General features: G+C 66.4%; 16 protein-coding genes and 2 pseudogenes. 10 read left to right on the top strand and 8 right to left on the bottom strand.

Annotated features, from left to right (window positions below; all coding sequences use genetic code 11):
- Positions 1 to 111 (top strand): annotated as a pseudogene (locus tag ABLE91_RS28565) (IS5/IS1182 family transposase); the annotation flags it as partial.
- 101 nt (positions 112 to 212) lie between these two features.
- On the opposite strand, the gene ABLE91_RS28560 reads toward ABLE91_RS28565, so the two are convergent.
- The 7 genes from ABLE91_RS28560 to ABLE91_RS28530 form a co-directional block, all read right to left on the bottom strand.
- Positions 213 to 686: a MaoC family dehydratase gene (locus ABLE91_RS28560; RefSeq protein ID WP_348935952.1), complete on the bottom strand. Its 474-nt coding sequence runs from the start codon at positions 684 to 686 to the stop codon at positions 213 to 215.
- On the bottom strand, positions 683 to 1,147 hold the full coding sequence (locus ABLE91_RS28555; protein WP_348935951.1) for a MaoC family dehydratase: 465 nt from the start codon (positions 1,145 to 1,147) through the stop codon (positions 683 to 685). Before ABLE91_RS28555 ends, ABLE91_RS28560 begins: the two co-directional genes overlap by 4 nt.
- A gap of 79 nt (positions 1,148 to 1,226) precedes the next feature.
- Positions 1,227 to 2,327 carry a redox-regulated ATPase YchF gene (gene ychF, locus ABLE91_RS28550; RefSeq protein ID WP_348935950.1) on the bottom strand — a complete coding sequence of 367 codons (1,101 nt, stop codon included), beginning with the start codon at positions 2,325 to 2,327 and terminating at the stop codon, positions 1,227 to 1,229.
- Between the two features lie 2 nt (positions 2,328 to 2,329).
- A complete protein-coding gene (locus ABLE91_RS28545; RefSeq protein WP_348935949.1) occupies positions 2,330 to 2,785 on the bottom strand; it encodes a PIN domain-containing protein in 456 nt (151 codons plus the stop codon).
- Positions 2,697 to 3,005 carry a hypothetical protein gene (locus ABLE91_RS28540; RefSeq protein ID WP_348935948.1) on the bottom strand — a complete coding sequence of 103 codons (309 nt, stop codon included), beginning with the start codon at positions 3,003 to 3,005 and terminating at the stop codon, positions 2,697 to 2,699. The genes ABLE91_RS28545 and ABLE91_RS28540 overlap by 89 nt, the downstream gene beginning before the upstream one ends.
- Positions 3,006 to 3,032: 27 nt before the next feature.
- The gene (gene pth, locus ABLE91_RS28535; RefSeq protein ID WP_348935947.1) at positions 3,033 to 3,638 is read right to left on the bottom strand and encodes an aminoacyl-tRNA hydrolase; all 606 of its coding nucleotides are present in this window, start codon (positions 3,636 to 3,638) and stop codon (positions 3,033 to 3,035) included.
- A gap of 24 nt (positions 3,639 to 3,662) precedes the next feature.
- A complete protein-coding gene (locus ABLE91_RS28530; protein WP_348935946.1) occupies positions 3,663 to 4,292 on the bottom strand; it encodes a 50S ribosomal protein L25/general stress protein Ctc in 630 nt (209 codons plus the stop codon).
- Positions 4,293 to 4,456: 164 nt separating this feature from the next.
- Between ABLE91_RS28530 and ABLE91_RS28525 the strand changes: the two genes are divergently transcribed.
- The 9 genes from ABLE91_RS28525 to ABLE91_RS28485 all read left to right on the top strand — a co-directional run bounded on the left by ABLE91_RS28525 (position 4,457) and on the right by ABLE91_RS28485 (position 15,765).
- Positions 4,457 to 5,449 carry a c-type cytochrome gene (locus ABLE91_RS28525; protein WP_348935945.1) on the top strand — a complete coding sequence of 331 codons (993 nt, stop codon included), beginning with the start codon at positions 4,457 to 4,459 and terminating at the stop codon, positions 5,447 to 5,449.
- A 43-nt stretch (positions 5,450 to 5,492) separates the two neighbouring features.
- Entirely contained in the window at positions 5,493 to 5,846 is a 354-nt protein-coding gene (locus ABLE91_RS28520; RefSeq protein WP_348935944.1) for an ArsC family reductase, read from the top strand.
- A 440-nt stretch (positions 5,847 to 6,286) separates the two neighbouring features.
- Positions 6,287 to 6,790 (top strand): RNA polymerase sigma factor, encoded by a 504-nt coding sequence (locus ABLE91_RS28515; protein ID WP_348935942.1) that lies wholly within the window; start codon positions 6,287 to 6,289, stop codon positions 6,788 to 6,790.
- 89 nt (positions 6,791 to 6,879) lie between these two features.
- Positions 6,880 to 7,830: a FecR family protein gene (locus tag ABLE91_RS28510; RefSeq protein ID WP_348935940.1), complete on the top strand. Its 951-nt coding sequence runs from the start codon at positions 6,880 to 6,882 to the stop codon at positions 7,828 to 7,830.
- A gap of 117 nt (positions 7,831 to 7,947) precedes the next feature.
- A complete protein-coding gene (locus ABLE91_RS28505) occupies positions 7,948 to 10,368 on the top strand; it encodes a TonB-dependent siderophore receptor (protein ID WP_348935939.1) in 2,421 nt (806 codons plus the stop codon).
- A gap of 28 nt (positions 10,369 to 10,396) precedes the next feature.
- Positions 10,397 to 11,296: an ABC transporter substrate-binding protein gene (locus ABLE91_RS28500; RefSeq protein ID WP_348935938.1), complete on the top strand. Its 900-nt coding sequence runs from the start codon at positions 10,397 to 10,399 to the stop codon at positions 11,294 to 11,296.
- Entirely contained in the window at positions 11,289 to 13,292 is a 2,004-nt protein-coding gene (gene fhuB, locus ABLE91_RS28495; protein ID WP_348935937.1) for a Fe(3+)-hydroxamate ABC transporter permease FhuB, read from the top strand. Before ABLE91_RS28500 ends, fhuB begins: the two co-directional genes overlap by 8 nt.
- Complete coding sequence (locus ABLE91_RS28490) at positions 13,292 to 14,983, top strand: cyclic peptide export ABC transporter (protein ID WP_348935935.1); 1,692 nt, start codon at positions 13,292 to 13,294, stop codon at positions 14,981 to 14,983. Before fhuB ends, ABLE91_RS28490 begins: the two co-directional genes overlap by 1 nt.
- On the top strand, positions 14,980 to 15,765 hold the full coding sequence (locus tag ABLE91_RS28485) for an ATP-binding cassette domain-containing protein (RefSeq protein WP_348935933.1): 786 nt from the start codon (positions 14,980 to 14,982) through the stop codon (positions 15,763 to 15,765). Before ABLE91_RS28490 ends, ABLE91_RS28485 begins: the two co-directional genes overlap by 4 nt.
- Before the next feature lie 173 nt (positions 15,766 to 15,938).
- Here ABLE91_RS28485 and ABLE91_RS28480 read toward each other — a convergent pair.
- Positions 15,939 to 16,050: pseudogene (locus ABLE91_RS28480) on the bottom strand (IS5/IS1182 family transposase); the annotation flags it as partial.

The raw sequence follows: 16,050 nt of genomic DNA, 5'->3' as shown, positions 1-16,050 counted from the left end.
TGGTGTCGGCTCAAGGACTGGCGACGCATTGCTACCCGATACGACAAGCTTGCCGCCAACTACCTCGCAGGTGCCTACATTGCCGCCGTCATTGCATTCTGGTGCGATTGAGTCCCGACCCTAGGCTTCATTCCTTCCCCCGCAAGCGGGAGAGGGGGCGCCGTCTCATCCTCGGGCTTGACCTTAAGGATAAAGCGTGCGGCGAGGCGCGCTTACGTCCGCCGTTGGATGAAGACCGTGCTCTCGAAGTCCACCACAAGCTCGCCGTGCTGGTTCACGCCGCTATTGTGGGCAACGAGGATGCCCCACTCCGTCTTGGTCTTGGAGAGGAGCTTGTCCTTCACCTCGGTCGCGAAGGAGATAGTGTCGCCGGCATAGACCGGCTTCAGCCATCGGAGATTCTTGAACCCCGGCGAGGGGCCGACCTGTGCGACCCGCTCGCCGCGGGCGGCCCGCTCCGCCGCATCCTGCAGGCGGTCGGCGACGAAGTATTTCATCCACATGGAGGCCGTGTGCCAGCCGGAGGCGACGAGCGCGCCGAAATGGGTCCGCTTCGCGGCTTCCTCGTCAATGTGAAAGGGCTGGGGATCGTACTTGGTCGCGAAGGCGATGATTTCCTCGCGGGTGAAGGTGTGGCTGCCGAGCGCACGGCGGTCGCCGACCTCGATATCCTCGAAGAAGCTCATGCGAGGCGGGCTCCCGGGTTGCGGCGTGCGAACAGGATGACGATGACCTGCTCGGTCGCGACCTCTCCCATCTGCTTCAGCAGTTCCAGCTTCAGGGTCACCAGGCCCATGTCCGGCTTGCTCTTGGAGGTGCGGCTTTCAACCACCGTGCGGCGGAGCGAGAGCACGTCGCCCGGATGGATGGGCTTTCTCCACTTCACCTCGCTCACCCCCGGCGAGCCGAGCCCGGCGGCGCGCAGAAGAAAGCCTTCGCACATGAGGCGCTGGGTGATGCAGCAGGCATGCCAGCCGGAGGCGGCCAGGCCCCCCAACAGGGAGGCCTTGCCGGCTGCTTCATCCACATGCATGGGCTGAGCGTCGAACTCGCGGGCGAACGCGACGATCTCCTCGGCGCTGACGGTGTAGGAGCCGTAGGTCTTCACATCGCCTTCAATGAAGTCCTCGAAGAAGATGTCAGCCACGCCTTTCCTCCCGTTTCTTTAAGTCCTTTATACGCCTCGGCTTGTGCAAGGCTAGAATGCATGCGGGGTAGGGCTACGCTCAATTGGCGAAACGGAAGTGCAGCACGTCGCCGTCCTGCACCACATATTCCTTGCCTTCCAGCCGCAGCCGGCCGGCCTCGCGCGCGCCGGCCTCGCCCTTGTGACGGACATAATCGTCATAGGCGATGGTCTCGGAGCGGATGAAGCCCTTCTCGAAATCCGAATGGATCACGCCTGCCGCCGCCGGCGCCTTGGTGCCGCGGGTGATGGTCCAGGCGCGGGCCTCCTTCGGCCCCACGGTGAAATAGGTGACGAGGTGCAGAAGGTCGTAGCCGGCGCGGATCACGCGGTTGAGGCCCGGCTCGTCGAGGTCGATGGCCTCCAGATAGTCCTTCTGCTCCTCGGGCGGCAGCACCGCGATCTCGCTCTCGATCTTCGCCGAGACCACCACCGCCTTGGCGCCTTCCTCCTTGGCGCGGGCGAACACCTGGGCAGAGAGGGAATTGCCCTCCTTCGCCGAGGCTTCCTCCACATTGCACACGTAGAGCACGGGCTTTGCGGTCATGAGGCCGAGCATGGAGAAGGCCTGCTCCTCCTCGGGCTTGCGCTCCACGAGGCGCGCGGGCTTGCCCTCGCGCAGCAGCACCAACGCGCGCTGCATGAGGTCGAGGCTTTCCTTCGCTTCCTTGTCGCCGCCGTTCTTGGTCTTCTTCTCCAAGGCGGCGGCGCGCTTCTCCAGGCTTTCGAGGTCGGCCAGCATCAGCTCGGTCTCGATGGTCTCGATGTCGTCCACCGGCGAGATCTTGCCCTCCACATGGGTGACGTCGCCATCCTCGAAGCAGCGCACCACATGGGCGATGGCATCGCATTCGCGGATATTGGCGAGGAACTGGTTGCCGAGCCCCTCGCCCTTGGAGGCACCGCGCACCAGGCCGGCAATGTCCACGAAGGTGAGGCGGGTGGGGATGATCTGGGCCGATCCGGCGATGCTGGAGAGCGCGTCGAGGCGCGGATCCGGCACGGCCACCTCGCCCACGTTCGGCTCGATGGTGCAGAACGGGTAGTTCGCCGCCTGCGCGGCGGCGGTCTGGGTGAGCGCGTTGAAGAGGGTCGACTTGCCCACGTTGGGCAGGCCGACGATTCCGCATTTGAAGCCCATGTTCAGCGATCTTTCAGAGAGGAGAAGACGGTCTCGATGTCCGTCGTGAAGGGGTTGATGACCGTGGTGCGTTCGACGGCGAGGCCGTCCTCGAAATCCTCGCTCACCAGGAGCCGGCAATCCGAGGCGGTGGCGGCCGCAAAGGTGAGGCATTGCTGCCAGGAGAGGGACAGGCGGTCCTCGATGCGGAACGCCCGGTCCATGATCTCGTTCGTGCCGGCGGAGCGGCAGGCGGGCATGAGGTCGCCCAGATATTCGCGCACCGCGTCCCGCTTCACCGCGGGAAAGCGGCCCCGCGCGAGGCCGTAAAGCTCCGCGAGCACGGCGGGGCTCACCACCAGTTCGCCGTGCCGGCGGATGGAGCGCAGGCTATGCCGCGCCATCGCCCTCTTGCGGGCCTCCGCGCGGTCCTGGAGATAGATCAGGATCGGCGCGTCCACGAAGCATCGCAGGCTCATGGGTTTCCTCGCGCATCTGAGGCGTGGCGGTGACCGGCGCCCCGCCCCAGCCGGGGCCGGTGAGCCAGCGGTCGAACGGCGCAAGCGGATCGGCATGGCCGCCCAGCGCCCGCGACAGGTGCTCGGCGACGAACTTGGACAGGGAGACGCCCTCGCGCGCCGCCGCCAGCCGCGTCCGCTCCAGCAGATCCTCCGACACGGTGATGGTGACGTTCTTCATCCACTGGCTCCCTCAGTCAAGCCCCGCTCAGCCGTTGCCGACCTGCTTCGGGTCGCTGAAGCCCTGGGCCTCAAGGAACAGGTGCGCCCGATTCTGGAACTCCTCGGGCTTGTGCTTCGCGAAGAGGTCGGCGAAATCGGCGCAGGCGTCGCACACGGCTTCCACCCAGGGCTTTTCCACCTTGGCGAAGTCGTTCAGCACATAAGCGTGGACCAGGGTTTTGTCGCCGGGATGACCGATGCCGAGCCGCACCCGCCAATAATCATTGCCGCAATGGGCGGTGATGGAGCGCAGGCCGTTATGGCCGGCATTGCCGCCGCCCTTCTTCACCCGGATCTTGGCGGGGGGCAGGTCCAATTCGTCATGGAAGACGAAGACCTTTTCCAGCGGGATCTTGTAGAAGCGCATGGCCTCGGCCACGGCGCGCCCGCTTTCGTTCATGAAGGTTTCCGGGCACAGGGCCAGAACCTTCTCACCGGCGATCTCGCCCTCGCTCACCGCGCCCTGGAAGCGCCGCCGCCAAGGGGTGAGGCGATGGCGGCGGACGAGGGTGTCCACCGCCATGAAGCCGATATTATGCCGGTTGCCGGCATATTTCGCGCCGGGATTGCCGAGGCCTGCGAACAGGAGCACGGCTCCCTCCGGCGCAAAAGGGGATCAGGACTTGGCGGCCGGAGCGGCGGCAGCGGCCGCAGCGGCTTCGTCGGCCTCGGCTTCCTTCAGGCCCGACGGGGCGACCACGGTCGCCAGCGTGTCGTCGCCATGCAGGGCCGAAACCACGCCATCGGGGAGCTTGACGGCGGAGAGATGCAGGCTGTCGCCGATCTCGAAGCCGGTCAGGTCCGCGCTGATGTATTCCGGGATCGCATCGGCCGGGGCATCCAGGGTCACGGCGTGATGCACGATGTTCAACGTGCCGCCGCGCTTCAGGCCGGGAGACTTCTCCTGGTTCACGAAATGCACCGGCACCTCGACGGTGACGTGCGCGCCGGCGGACACCCGCAGGAAGTCCACGTGCAGCGGCAGATCCTTCACCGGATCGAGCTGGTAGTCGCGGGGGATCACGCGATGGCGCTTTCCATCCACCTCGATCATGAAGAGCGAGGTCAGGAAGTGGCCGGCATAGATGGTCCGGGTGATTTCCTTGTGCTCGAGCGAGATCGTGATGGGATCCTGCTTCTCACCGTAGATAACGGCGGGCACGCGTCCGGCGCGGCGCTCTTCACGGGCGGCCCCCTTGCCGGCCCGCGGGCGCGCCACTGCCTTCAATTCTTTGATGGCGGTCATGGCACTGTTCCTAACTTGAACTGGTTCTAGAATGGCCAACGGCCGCTCGCGCGGCCGCTCTGGCTTTTCGTCCTGCACGCCTCCAGGGGGGCGCATGCCGGACGAAGGCGGGCTTATAGCCGCGAAGGCTTGCAATTGCAACGTCGGCGCGAGGAGGGGGCGATATGAGAAGAGCGTTGCTGGTGCTGGCCCTGGCCGGCCTTTCGATCACGGCTGCCCATGGGCAGACCCAGGGGGAGCGCATCCTCGAATGGGACGTGCCGCAGGTGGCCATGCTGCCGGACGACGATTACGGCCGGCTGGTGCGCTTCGGCCGTTCCATCGTCGAGGCGACCTATGCCCATATCGGGCCGGCGGCGCTGGACCCATCCACACGCTATGCGGGCAACAATCTGGCCTGCAACAATTGCCACCTGCGCGCAGGGCTCAAGAAATTCGCACTGCCCCTGGTGGCCGCCTCCGCCGACTATCCCGAATACAGCGCGCGGCGGGGGGAGCCTGCGACGCTGGAGGAGCGTCTCAATTCCTGCATGACGCGCTCCATGAACGGACGGCCGATGCCACTCGATGCGAAGCCCATGCGGGCGCTGGTGGCCTATCTCTCGCTGCTCTCCACCAACGTTCCGGCAGATGGCAGGGTCTCCGGCGGCGGCGCAGGCAAGATGGCGGAGCTGGACCGTGCGGCGGACCCGGCGGCGGGGGCGACGATCTATGCCGCCAAGTGCGCGGAATGCCACGGAAAGAGCGGGGACGGCGTGAAGCGTAACCCCACGGACATGTATTTCGGCTACAGCGTGCCGCCGCTCTGGGGCTACGACAGCTTCAACAACGGCGCTGGCATGAACCGGCTCATCACCGCCGCCAATTTCGTCCACAACAACATGCCCAACGGCACCGACTGGCTGATGCCGAGCCTTTCGGTCGAGGAGAGCTGGGACGTGGCGGCCTATGTGGTGTCCCAGCAGCGCCCGGAGCGGGCCGGGATCGAGAAGGACTTTCCCGACCTCCTCCGCAAGCCGCTGGACACACCCTACGGCCCCTATGCGGACGACTTCTCCGCCACCCAGCACAAATACGGGCCCTTCGCGCCCATCCGCGCGGCGATCGCGAAGCTTACCGCCGAGCGCGGCACGGTGCCCAATCCGAACGCCCGGTGAGGATTGCTATAGCTGCCGGGATTGGGATGAGAGATGGGCGACGATGGCCAAGTTCGCGACGATCTACGGCATCAAGAACTGCGACACCATGAAGAAGGCGCGGGCCTGGCTCGACGGGCACGCGGTCACCTACGGCTTCCACGACTACAAGGCCGAAGGGATCGACCGCGCCCGTCTTGAAGGCTGGGCGAAGAAGGTGGGCTGGGAGGTGCTTCTCAACCGCGCCGGCACCACCTTCCGCGGCCTGCCGGAGGCTGACAAGGAGGGGCTGGACGAAGGCAAGGCCATCGCGCTGATGCTCGCCCAGCCGTCCATGATCAAGCGTCCGGTGCTCGATGTCGGCGGGCGGCTCCTCGTCGGTTTCAAGCCGGCGGACTATGAGGCCGCTTTCGGCTGAGAGTGTCTTTCCCCGGACAGGCGAGATGCGGGCGGACTTCGCGATCGTGCCGGCGGTGCTTCGGTGCTCGGAACGTTGCGGATCGGCAACATCCGGGGAGGATTTGGTGCCTGGCTGGCGATCGCCGAGATGGTGGCGTGTGCTACGTCGGAAGGGTTAGTCCACGGAAAGAAGATGAATTTTCCCGCTGTCGACTTGGGCCAGCCTGAGCAAACGGGTCTTAATCTAGAATATCTATAAATCATTGGTGTTGCACGGAAATTTCAATCCAGGCTAATGCCGGATAAGACCTTGGGCACATGCCTGGGCAAGAAATTCGGCTGCTTCCCAATGCACAGAGAGACCGCTTCGCGCTGGGTCCTCACCATCGGCACGATCCAGGGCGCGGGGGCGGTGGTGCAACGCTGCGCGGCGTCCATGCGGTCGAAGGCGGTGTGGTCTTGAGCTGGGATCTCCACACCCTTTTCCGCCGGCATTCGCAGGAGATTGCCCGCTCGCTGCGCCGGCGCGGCGTGACCTCGGAGACCGCAGCGGACCTGACGCAGGAGACCTTTCTGCGGCTGCTCGCCGCCGGCTCCCAGGAGGTGACGCACGACAATCCGCGCGCGCTGTTGCACCGGATCGCGCGAAATCTGCGGATCGACCTGCAGCGGCGTGAGGGGCTGATGCCGCGCGCCGATCTGACGAGCGACGAACTGGCCACCGTCCCGGACGATGCCCCCTCGCCCGAGGTCATCGTCTTCGACCGCCAGCGCCTCGCCATCACCGCAGCCGCGCTCCAGGAATTGCCCGAACGGACACGCAGGGCGTTCGAGATGCACCGGCTCGGCGAGAAGACCATCAGCGAGGCTGCGCAGGAGCTTGGCCTGTCCACGACCCGCACCTGGGCCCTGATCCGCGACGCCTACCGGCATATCCGGGCACGCCTGCATGAGGCGGACTGAGGGTTAGAGAAAATCATCGCCGCCTGCGCGTTCTCTCTTATAGGTGAGAGAAATGCCGGTCATCCCGGCTTCCCGCCGAAAGGACGCGGATGAACGAAGCGGCGCCAGAAGAGGATCGGCTGTTCGAGGAAGCATTGGATCTCGTCATCCGGCTTCAGAACGATCCCTCCAATCCTGTCTCCCACGAGATGATCCGGCGCTGGCGGGCGCGCGGCCCGGATCATGAGGTCGCCTGGGCCGAGGTCGCCGAGATCCATGGCATGGCCGGAAAGGTCGTGGCGGAGGGGCGGCGCCCCCCGGCCGGGATGACACGCCGCAATCTGGTGATTGCCGGCCTCGCCGGCGGCGTCGCTGCGGCAGTGGGTTATGCCACCGTGCCCGGCCTGCTGATCGATGCGCGGGCCGACTATGCCACCGGCACGGCGGAGATCCGCCGCATTCCTCTGTCCGACGGCAGCACCGTGACGCTTGGCCCGGACAGTGCCATCGCCCTTCGTTTCGGCAAGCGCCTGCGGCTTGTGGAGCTGCTCGTCGGCATGGCTTTCTTCGATGTGGCGAAGGATGAAGCCCGGCCGTTCCAGGTCACCACGTCGGACCTCGCGGCGACCGCCCTCGGCACCGCTTTCGACATCAGCAATGATGCGGGCTTCCTCTCCGTTTCCGTGGACCACGGCGCGGTGGACGTGCGGGTTCGCGGATCGGACATGGCCGAGGGCGGCAAGCTCGATTCCGGGCAGTGGGTGACGTTTGACGAGCGCTCGCGCTCTATCCAGCGCGGGAGGCGGGACGTCAGCCAGATCGCCGCCTGGCGCGACGGGCAGATCTTCGCGGAGAACGAGCCCATCGGCTCCGTCGTCGCCAAGATCGCCCGGTGGCAGCCCGGGCGTGTCATCGTCGCCGACCCATGGTTCGGGACGAGCCGCATCAGCGGCGTGTTCGACCTGAATGACCCGCTGCGCGCGCTGGAGGCGGTGGTGCATCCTTTCGGCGGAAGGGTGCGCCGCGTGGGCTCCTATCTCACCGTGATCTCGCCGGTCTGAAAAAAAATCGCGGCAAAAGAGAAAATCCGCGCGCCCCGCTCGTCTCAGCCATAGGGAGGCTGCTTCGCTGCATCGGCACCGCAGGCCCTCCGATATGGATGAGGGAGTGGCGTGCTCATGGGGCAGGGGTCTTGGACGTGCGCGCGCGACAATTTCGGCGGACGGTTTCTTCTCGCGGCGCTCATGGTCTCGACCATGGTTGCCGCAGGCGGCACCCTGTTCGCGCCCCCCGTTCTCGCGCAGGCGGCGCAGGTCACATTCTCGATCCCCGCCGGCCCACTCAATCAGGCGCTGGCGGCTTTCGGCCGCCAGTCCGGGCTCCAGGTCACCTACCTGCCTTCGGTTGCGGCGGGGCGCACTTCGCCGGGCTTTAGCGGCACGGCAGTACCCGCCGATGCGCTCGCGCGCCTGCTGCAGGGGACCGGCCTCTCCCACTCCTTCCCCAATCCGACGACGGTGGCTGTGACGGCGCCTGCCGCGCGATCCTCAGCGGACGCGGCGGGCACCATCGCCCTCGACACCATCCAGGTGGAGACCTCGCCGCTCGGCCCCGTGAACGGCTTCGTCGCCGCCAATTCCATCACCGCCACCAAGACCTCGACGCCGCTGATCGAGACGCCGCAGACCATCACGGTGATCACCCGCGAGCAGATGGACGCCCAGCAGGCCCAGACCGTTCGGCAGGCGCTGCGCTACGCCCCCGGCGTCTATTTCAGCGACGACGCGGATTTCCGGCTGGTCAATCTCATGGCGCGCGGATTCCAGCTCGATCAGTACCAGGACGGTCTGCTGCTCTCCGGCGGCACGTGGAGCATGCCCCGTGTCGATCCCTATTTCCTTGAGCGCATGGAAGTGCTCCAGGGACCCTCGTCCGTTCTGTTCGGGAAGGGCTCACCGGCCGGCGTGCTCAACATGGTCAGCAAGCGGCCGACCAGCGATCCTATCCACGAGATCCAGCTCCAGACGGGCAGCTTCGACCGCCTGCAGGCCGCCTTCGACTTCGGCGGGCAACTGGATAAGGATGGCCAGTGGCTCTATCGCATCACGGGGCTTGCCCGCGACAGCGGCACCCAGGTGAACTTCCTGGACGAACAACGCCTCGAGATCGCCCCGAGCCTCACCTGGCGGCCCGATGCCGACACCAAGCTCACCATCCTCACGAGCTATCTCGACGACCCGAAGGCCGGCTTCTGGAACCTGCTTCCCATCCAGGGCACCTTGCTGCCCAATCCCTACGGCCAGATTCCCCGAGACTTCTTCGTCGGCGACCCTTCCTTCGAGCATTTTTCCTTCAAGCAGGCGAGCGCGGGCTACGAGTTCGAGCACCGTTTCGACAATGTTTGGACCGTGCGCCAGAACCTGCGCTACCAGAACGTCAACGTGGACTATCAGGAAGTCCAGGGCGCGAGTCTCGCGCCCAATTACATGACGCTCTCGCGCAGCGCCTACACCGCGAATGAGGACCTCGGCACGTTCGCGGTGGACACGCGCGCGGAGGCCAACTTCGCCACCGGCGCGCTCCAGCACACCCTGCTGCTCGGCCTCGACTACCAACACAAGGATTGGGACTACCTGATGCGTTGGGGCGCCGCGCCGTCGCTCAACATCTGGGCGCCCAACTACAACCAGGTCATCCCGCTGCCGCCGGTGTTCCAGAATGCCTATCAGACGGCGAGCCAGACCGGCGTCTACGTCCAGGACCAGATGAAGTTTCAGAACTGGAACCTGGTGCTGGGCGGCCGGTACGACTGGGCGGACAGTGACACCTTCAACCGGCTGAACAACGTCACGACGCTCCAGAACGACGATGCGTTCAGCGGCCGGGCAGGGCTCCTCTATCTCTTCGACAATGGCGTCGCGCCCTATGTGAGCTATTCCACGTCCTTCCAGCCGGTTTCGGGATTGGACATCAACAGCCAGCCGTTCCAGCCGAGCACGGGCGAGCAGTATGAGGTCGGCATCAAGTATCAGCCCGCCGGACTGAGCAGCTATTTCACCGCCTCGGTCTTCGACCTCACCCAGCAGAACGTGCTGACGCCCAACCCCATCAATCCGAACTTCAATGTTCAGACGGGCGCGGTGAACTCACGCGGGGTCGAGCTGTCGGCGGTGGGCAGCCTCGCGGACGGGCTGAGCTTCCGCGCCTCCTACACCTATCTCGTGCCCGAGATCAGCTCGGCCAATGACGGCACACAGGGCAACGACCTCGCCAACACGCCCCGCAACATGGCCTCGATCTGGCTCGACTACACGATCAAGACCGGGACCTTCGCGGGCCTTGGCCTGGGCGGCGGCGTGAAATATGTGGGCGACAGCTACACCACCAATGCCAACACCCAGGTCATCCCCGCTTTCACCCTGGTGGACGCAGCGCTGCGCTACGATTTCGGCTATTCGACCCCGAACCTGAAGGGGCTGAAGCTCGCCGCCAATGTCAGCAATCTGTTCGACACCGAATATGTCTCCGCATGCACCCTCGCGGGATGCCGGTGGGGCATGGGGCGGGTCGCATATCTGACCTTGACCTATGACTGGTGAGGGCGCGCCGCGTCAGGTTTCACGAGGCATGCGCCTGAGCCGCCGGGATCTGGTGCGCCTTCTCGGCTGCGCGGGCGCGTTCGGCATCCTTTCCAAGGCCGGGTCCGCCCGGGCCGCGCCCCAAGTGCCATCGTGCGTCGTCATGGATTGGGGGCTGGCAGCCACGGTCATTGCCCTTGGCATCGTGCCGAAGGGGGTGCCGGCACCCATCTGGTACGACCGCTGCGTGGTCGAGCCATCGTGTCCTCCCGGCGTCACCAATGTCGGCCTCCTGTTCACGCCCAATTTCGAGCTGGTGCAGGCGCTGGGCCCGGACCTGATCGTCATTCCGCCGGGCCTCGCTCCGGCGCGCGCACTGTTCGAGCGCATCGCTCCCGTCCACGCCGTCAGCCTCTATCTCCCCGAAGCCGACCCCTATGCGCGCGCAGATGCCCAGACCCGGCTCCTCGCCGAGCGGCTGGCATGCGGCGAGGCGGCGTCGGGGCTGGCGGCGCAGGCTGAAGCCGCGTTGCGCGAGGCCCGCATGGGGCTTCGCTCTTATGACGGGCGCCCGCTTCTCCTGATGAGCCTGGTGGATGAGCGCCATATGAGCGTGCTCGGCCGCCAGAGCCTGTTCCAGAGCGTCATCGACCGGCTTGGCCTCGTGAACGCGGGAGCCGACCTCGTGCCGCGCGGGGAGATGGCGATCCAGGGGCTGGAAGCGCTCCAGGGCCTGGGGGATGTCCACATCATCCATATCGACCCGCCTAATCGGCGGGATATCGCCGCCATCGCCCTTGCGAGGCCCTTCTGGCAGGCTCTGTCCCCCATTCGTGACGGGCGTTTCCGCCGCATTCCGCCCGTGCTGGGGACGGCAGGCCTGCCTGCCGCCATCCGGTTCACGCACCTTCTGGCCCAAGCCCTCGCGCAGGGGGATCGTGTTGGATAAGCCGCAGGCCCGCCTGACCGAAAAGGCCGGTCCCGCCCTCGTGACGGCGCTCCTGGCTTTTCCCGCCGCGGTGCTCACAGCTCGAATATGGCTGGGTTATCTCCCGATCTCCGAGTGGACTGCCGCAGCATGGCAGGCGGACGGTAGTGCTCTCAACGCCATCCTCTTCCATGACGTCATCCTCCCCCGCTTCGCCGTGAGCCTGCTGAGCGGCGCGGCCTTGGCGCTGGCAGGAACCATCTTCCAGCAGGTGCTGAGGAACCCGCTCGCCGAGGCGGGAACCATCGGGGTCTCCAGCGGTGCGTATCTCGTGCTGGCCCTGACGACTTTCTTCGCCCCGGCGCTGCTCGCATGGCGCGCGGGGATCGCGTTCGCCGGATCGGCGGCGGCGCTGCTGGTCGTCCTGGGCATTGCGGGCCGGCATCGCTTCTCGCCCATGACCATGATCCTCGCCGGGCTGGTGGTGAACCTCATCTTCGGCGCGCTGGCCGCGACCATCGCCATGTTCCACGAGGTGGGGCCCCTCAGCCTGTTCATCTGGGCCAGCGGCTCGCTCAGCCAGAACGACTGGGGTGTGGTCGACAGTCTCGCGCCGCGCCTTGCTGTTCTGTTTCTCATCATCCTGCCCTTCCTGCGCCCGCTCGACATCCTGGCGCGGGATGACACGCTTGCCCGTGCTCTCGGCCTGCCGGTGGCGACCGTGCGTGCGCTCGCGCTTGTGGTTGCAGTGGCGATGGCGGCGCTGGTCACCAGCGCCGTGGGGGTCATAGGCTTCGTCGGTCTGGCGGCCCCTGCCATCGCGCGGCTGGCCGGGGCGCGGCGCTGGCCTGCGCGCCTCTTCTGGGGAACGGTGCTGGGCAGTGTCCTGCTCTGGCTCACGGACACGGCCGCCCAGGCTCTGTCCCCCGTGATCGGCAGCATTCCGGCGGGCGCGGCATGCGCCCTTCTGGGCGCGCCCCTGCTGCTTCTGATCCCGGCGCGGTCTGCAGGCGGACCCGGGACATCCCAGGCGGGCGCCACTCACGTCCCCAGGATAAGGGTGCCGCTCCCTGTCGTCGTGGCGCTTCCCATTGTTCTTGGCGTGGTGGTCGTGGTGCTGCTCGTCAGCGGTCAGGGCCTCCACGGCTGGAGCCTCAGCCTTGGCCCGGACTTTCAGTCCGCACTCACATGGCGGGCGCCGCGGATGGCAGGGGCTTTCGCGGCGGGCGCGCTGATGGCCGTTTCCGGCGTGCTGATCCAGAAGGTCACGGGAAATCCCCTGGCAAGCCCTGAAGTCCTGGGCATCGGTTCCGGCGGCATGCTGGCGGTCATCGTGGCCATGCTGCTCGGCGTGCCGCTCGACCGCAACACGCAGATCCTGGTGGCCGGCATCGGCGGCGTGGCGACGCTCGCCGCCGTCGCGCTTTTGTCGCGGCGCGGAGGCTTCACGCCGGAGCGCGTGCTGCTGGTGGGGGTGGCCGTCAGCACCGCCTTGACGGCGGTCATGGCTGTCCTGCTTGCGAGCGGCGATCCGCGCGCACTTCTCCTGCTGCGCTGGATGGCGGGCTCGACCTATCTCGTACGGGAAGGGGAGGCGGCCGGGCTGCTGGGAGCCGCGGTCCTAGCGCTTGCAGCAGGCTGCCTTGCCTCTCGCTGGCTGCTTGTTCTTCCCCTGGGGCCGGGCGCCGCTCGAAGCCTCGGCCTGGATGCGGGCGCAAGCCGTGCCTTATTGGTCGTCACCGCCGCGCTGGCGGCGGCGTGCGCAACGATGGTCATCGGACCGCTCAGCTTCGTGGGGTTGATGGCCCCGCACATTGCGGGACGATCCGGCTTCGTGCGCCCAGTGCCCCACGTGTTTGCTAGCGCGGTGATGGGCGGTCTAATAATGGTGGCGGCCGACTGGCTCGGCAGAAATCTCGTCTTTCCGAATGAGATGCCGGCCGGCTTGATCGCCAGCTTAATCGGGGGCGCTTATTTCATGATCCTCATGGTTCGCCCGCCAATCGAGGGGCAATGATGGCGGAGGCGGCCACGGACCTGGGCCACGGCGCCCTCCTGCGCGAGACCATGCGCCTCCTACGGCCGTTCTGGCCGCTATCCCTCCTTGCGACCGGGGTGGGCATAGTGAGCGGTCTTGCGACGGCTGCGCTCCTGGCGGCCATCAATCGCGCGCTCCATAGTCCGGCGGAGGCGGCCGGAGAGATCCTGATGGGCTTTGCCGGCCTGTGCATCGTCAGCGTCGCCGGCACGGCCGCCGCCGGCGCCCTCAACAGCATGATCGGCCAGAAGCTCATCGCCAATCTGCGCAAGGACATCTCCGCGCGCATCCTGAAGGCGCCCGTCGCGGCGCTGGAGGCCTACCGTCCCCACCGGCTCATGGCGGTCCTCACCAGCGATGTGGACACCGTATCGGTCTTCACCTTCAACTTCTCCGGCTATGCCATCGCCCTGGCTGTCACGCTCGGCAGCTTCGTCTACCTGCTGGCGCTGTCGCCGGTCGTTTTTGCGCTGGCCCTGGCGTCGCTCTTCGTCGGCATTGGCATCAACATCATCGCGAAGCGGGGATGGATCCGCGACTACGAGGCCGTGCGTGTCGCCCAGGACGACCTGCACAAGCAGTACCGGGCCATCACCGACGGCGCGAAGGAACTGAAGATCAGCCGCCCGCGGCGTGGTCGCGTCTTCGGCGTTCTCCTCTCAGGCGCGGCCGACCGCATCGCCACCCTCAAGACCCGGGCCATGCGCCTGTTCTGGGTGGCGGACGCGGCGGGCTCGGCGGTGTTTTTCGTCGTGATCGGCGTGCTGCTCGCCGGGCAGCACCGGCTCGGCATCGATGCCAGCGTCATCAGCGGGGCCGTGATCGTGCTGCTCTATGTGAAGGGGCCGGTCGCGCAGATATCCGGCGCCTTGCCCATGCTCGACCAGGCGCGCATTTCGCTCAGTCGGATCGCGGAGCTGTCTGCGGATCTGGACCGGCACGAACCGAACTTGTCGCTTTTGCCGGAAGACGGCGTCCCGCCGTCGCCTGCAATCCGCTACATTGCGCTCGCCGGCGTCACATACGCTTTTCCGGCCAAGGCGGGGGCAACGCCGTTCGTGCTCGGGCCGATCGATCTTGAGGTGGGTGCCGGCGAGCTCATCTTCATCGTCGGCGCCAATGGCTCGGGCAAGACCACCCTGATCAAGATCCTGCTCGGCCTGTATGCCCCCCAGACGGGGAAAGTCCTCCTCGACGGCGTCCCGGTGACCGGGGAGACGCGCGACAGTTACCGTCAGCTCTTCACCACCATCTTCTCGGACTATTATCTGTTCGACGACCTCGCTTATGGCGTGCTGCCCGGCGAAGCGCAGCTCCACCTCGATCGGCTGGGCATTGCGGGCAAGGTCGCGGTGCAGGATGGGCGGTTTTCCACCACCGATCTCTCCACGGGCCAGAGAAAACGCCTCGCGCTCGTGCATGCGTATCTGGAGAAGCGGCCCGTCATCGTGACGGACGAGTGGGCGGCGGACCAGGATCCCGAATTCCGGCACATCTTCTATGAGGAGTTGTTGCCAGCGCTGAAGGCGCAGGGCCGCACCCTGATCGTCATCAGCCATGATGATCGTTATTTCCACATTGCGGATCGCATCGTGCGCCTGGAGGAGGGCCGGATCGCCGACCACCGCCCGGCCCGGCGTCCGGCGCTGGTTTCCAGGAGCGAGACATGAAGACGGACGCCCCGCTGTTCGCGCTTGAAGGCGTGACCTACGCCATTCCCGGCCGCGTGCTGCTGGAGCCGATCACGCTGGAGCTTCCGGCCCGGCGGGTCGTCGGATTGATCGGGCATAACGGCTCCGGCAAGTCGACCTTGCTGAAGCTGCTGGCGCGCCAGCAGCCGGTCTCCAGCGGCACCATCCGCTTCGAGGGGAAGCCGCTATCGGAATGGGGCCATCGTCCCTTCGCCCGCAAGGTCGCGTATCTGCCGCAGCAGACGCCGCCCGCCTCCGGAATGCTGGTCAAGGAACTGGTCGCGCTGGGCCGCTATCCCTGGCACGGGGCGCTGGGCCGGTTCGGGGAGGTGGACCGCGAGAAGGTGGCGGAAGCCATGGCGCTGACCGACATCGAGCCCCTTGCCGAGCGTCTGGTGGACACGCTCTCCGGCGGCGAACGCCAGCGCGCCTGGATCGCGATGCTGGTGGCGCAGGATTCCGAGTGCCTGTTGCTGGACGAACCCATTTCCGCGCTCGACGTCGCCCACCAGATGGAGGTGCTGTCGCTCGTCCACCGCCTCGCGGCGGAGCGCGGCCTCGGGGTCGTCGTCGTCCTGCACGACGTGAACATGGCAGCCCGCTTCTGCGACGAGATCGTCGCGCTCCGGGGCGGGCGGCTCCTTACCCGCGGCACGCCGGACGAGATCATGGCACCGGACGAGCTGCAGGCCATCTACAACATCCCCATGGGCATCATTCCCCACCCCGTCTCGGGAGTTCCCATGAGCTTCGTATGCTGAAGCGCCGCTTCCGGTGGCCTACCGTTCGGAATTTCTGGTGTCGCTTTAGTTCGGTTTAGTCGCGCCAATTACAGATGACAGCGGTTCACGCGCGCATCCCGGAGCGTCGCTTCCATCTCCGTCGCCGATCCGCGCCGGTGGTGGCATCGCTGGGGCATGGCTAGGGTCGGGACTCAATCGCACCAGAATGCAATGACGGCGGCAATGTAGGCACCTGCGAGGTAGTTGGCGGCAAGCTTGTCGTATCGGGTAGCAATGCGTCGCCAGTCCTTGAGCCGACACCAG

The organism is Aquabacter albus (genome assembly GCF_040049275.1).
In the GTDB taxonomy this organism is placed as follows: Bacteria; Pseudomonadota; Alphaproteobacteria; order Rhizobiales; family Xanthobacteraceae; genus Aquabacter.
This window is presented reverse-complemented; position numbering and strand designations above follow the sequence as displayed.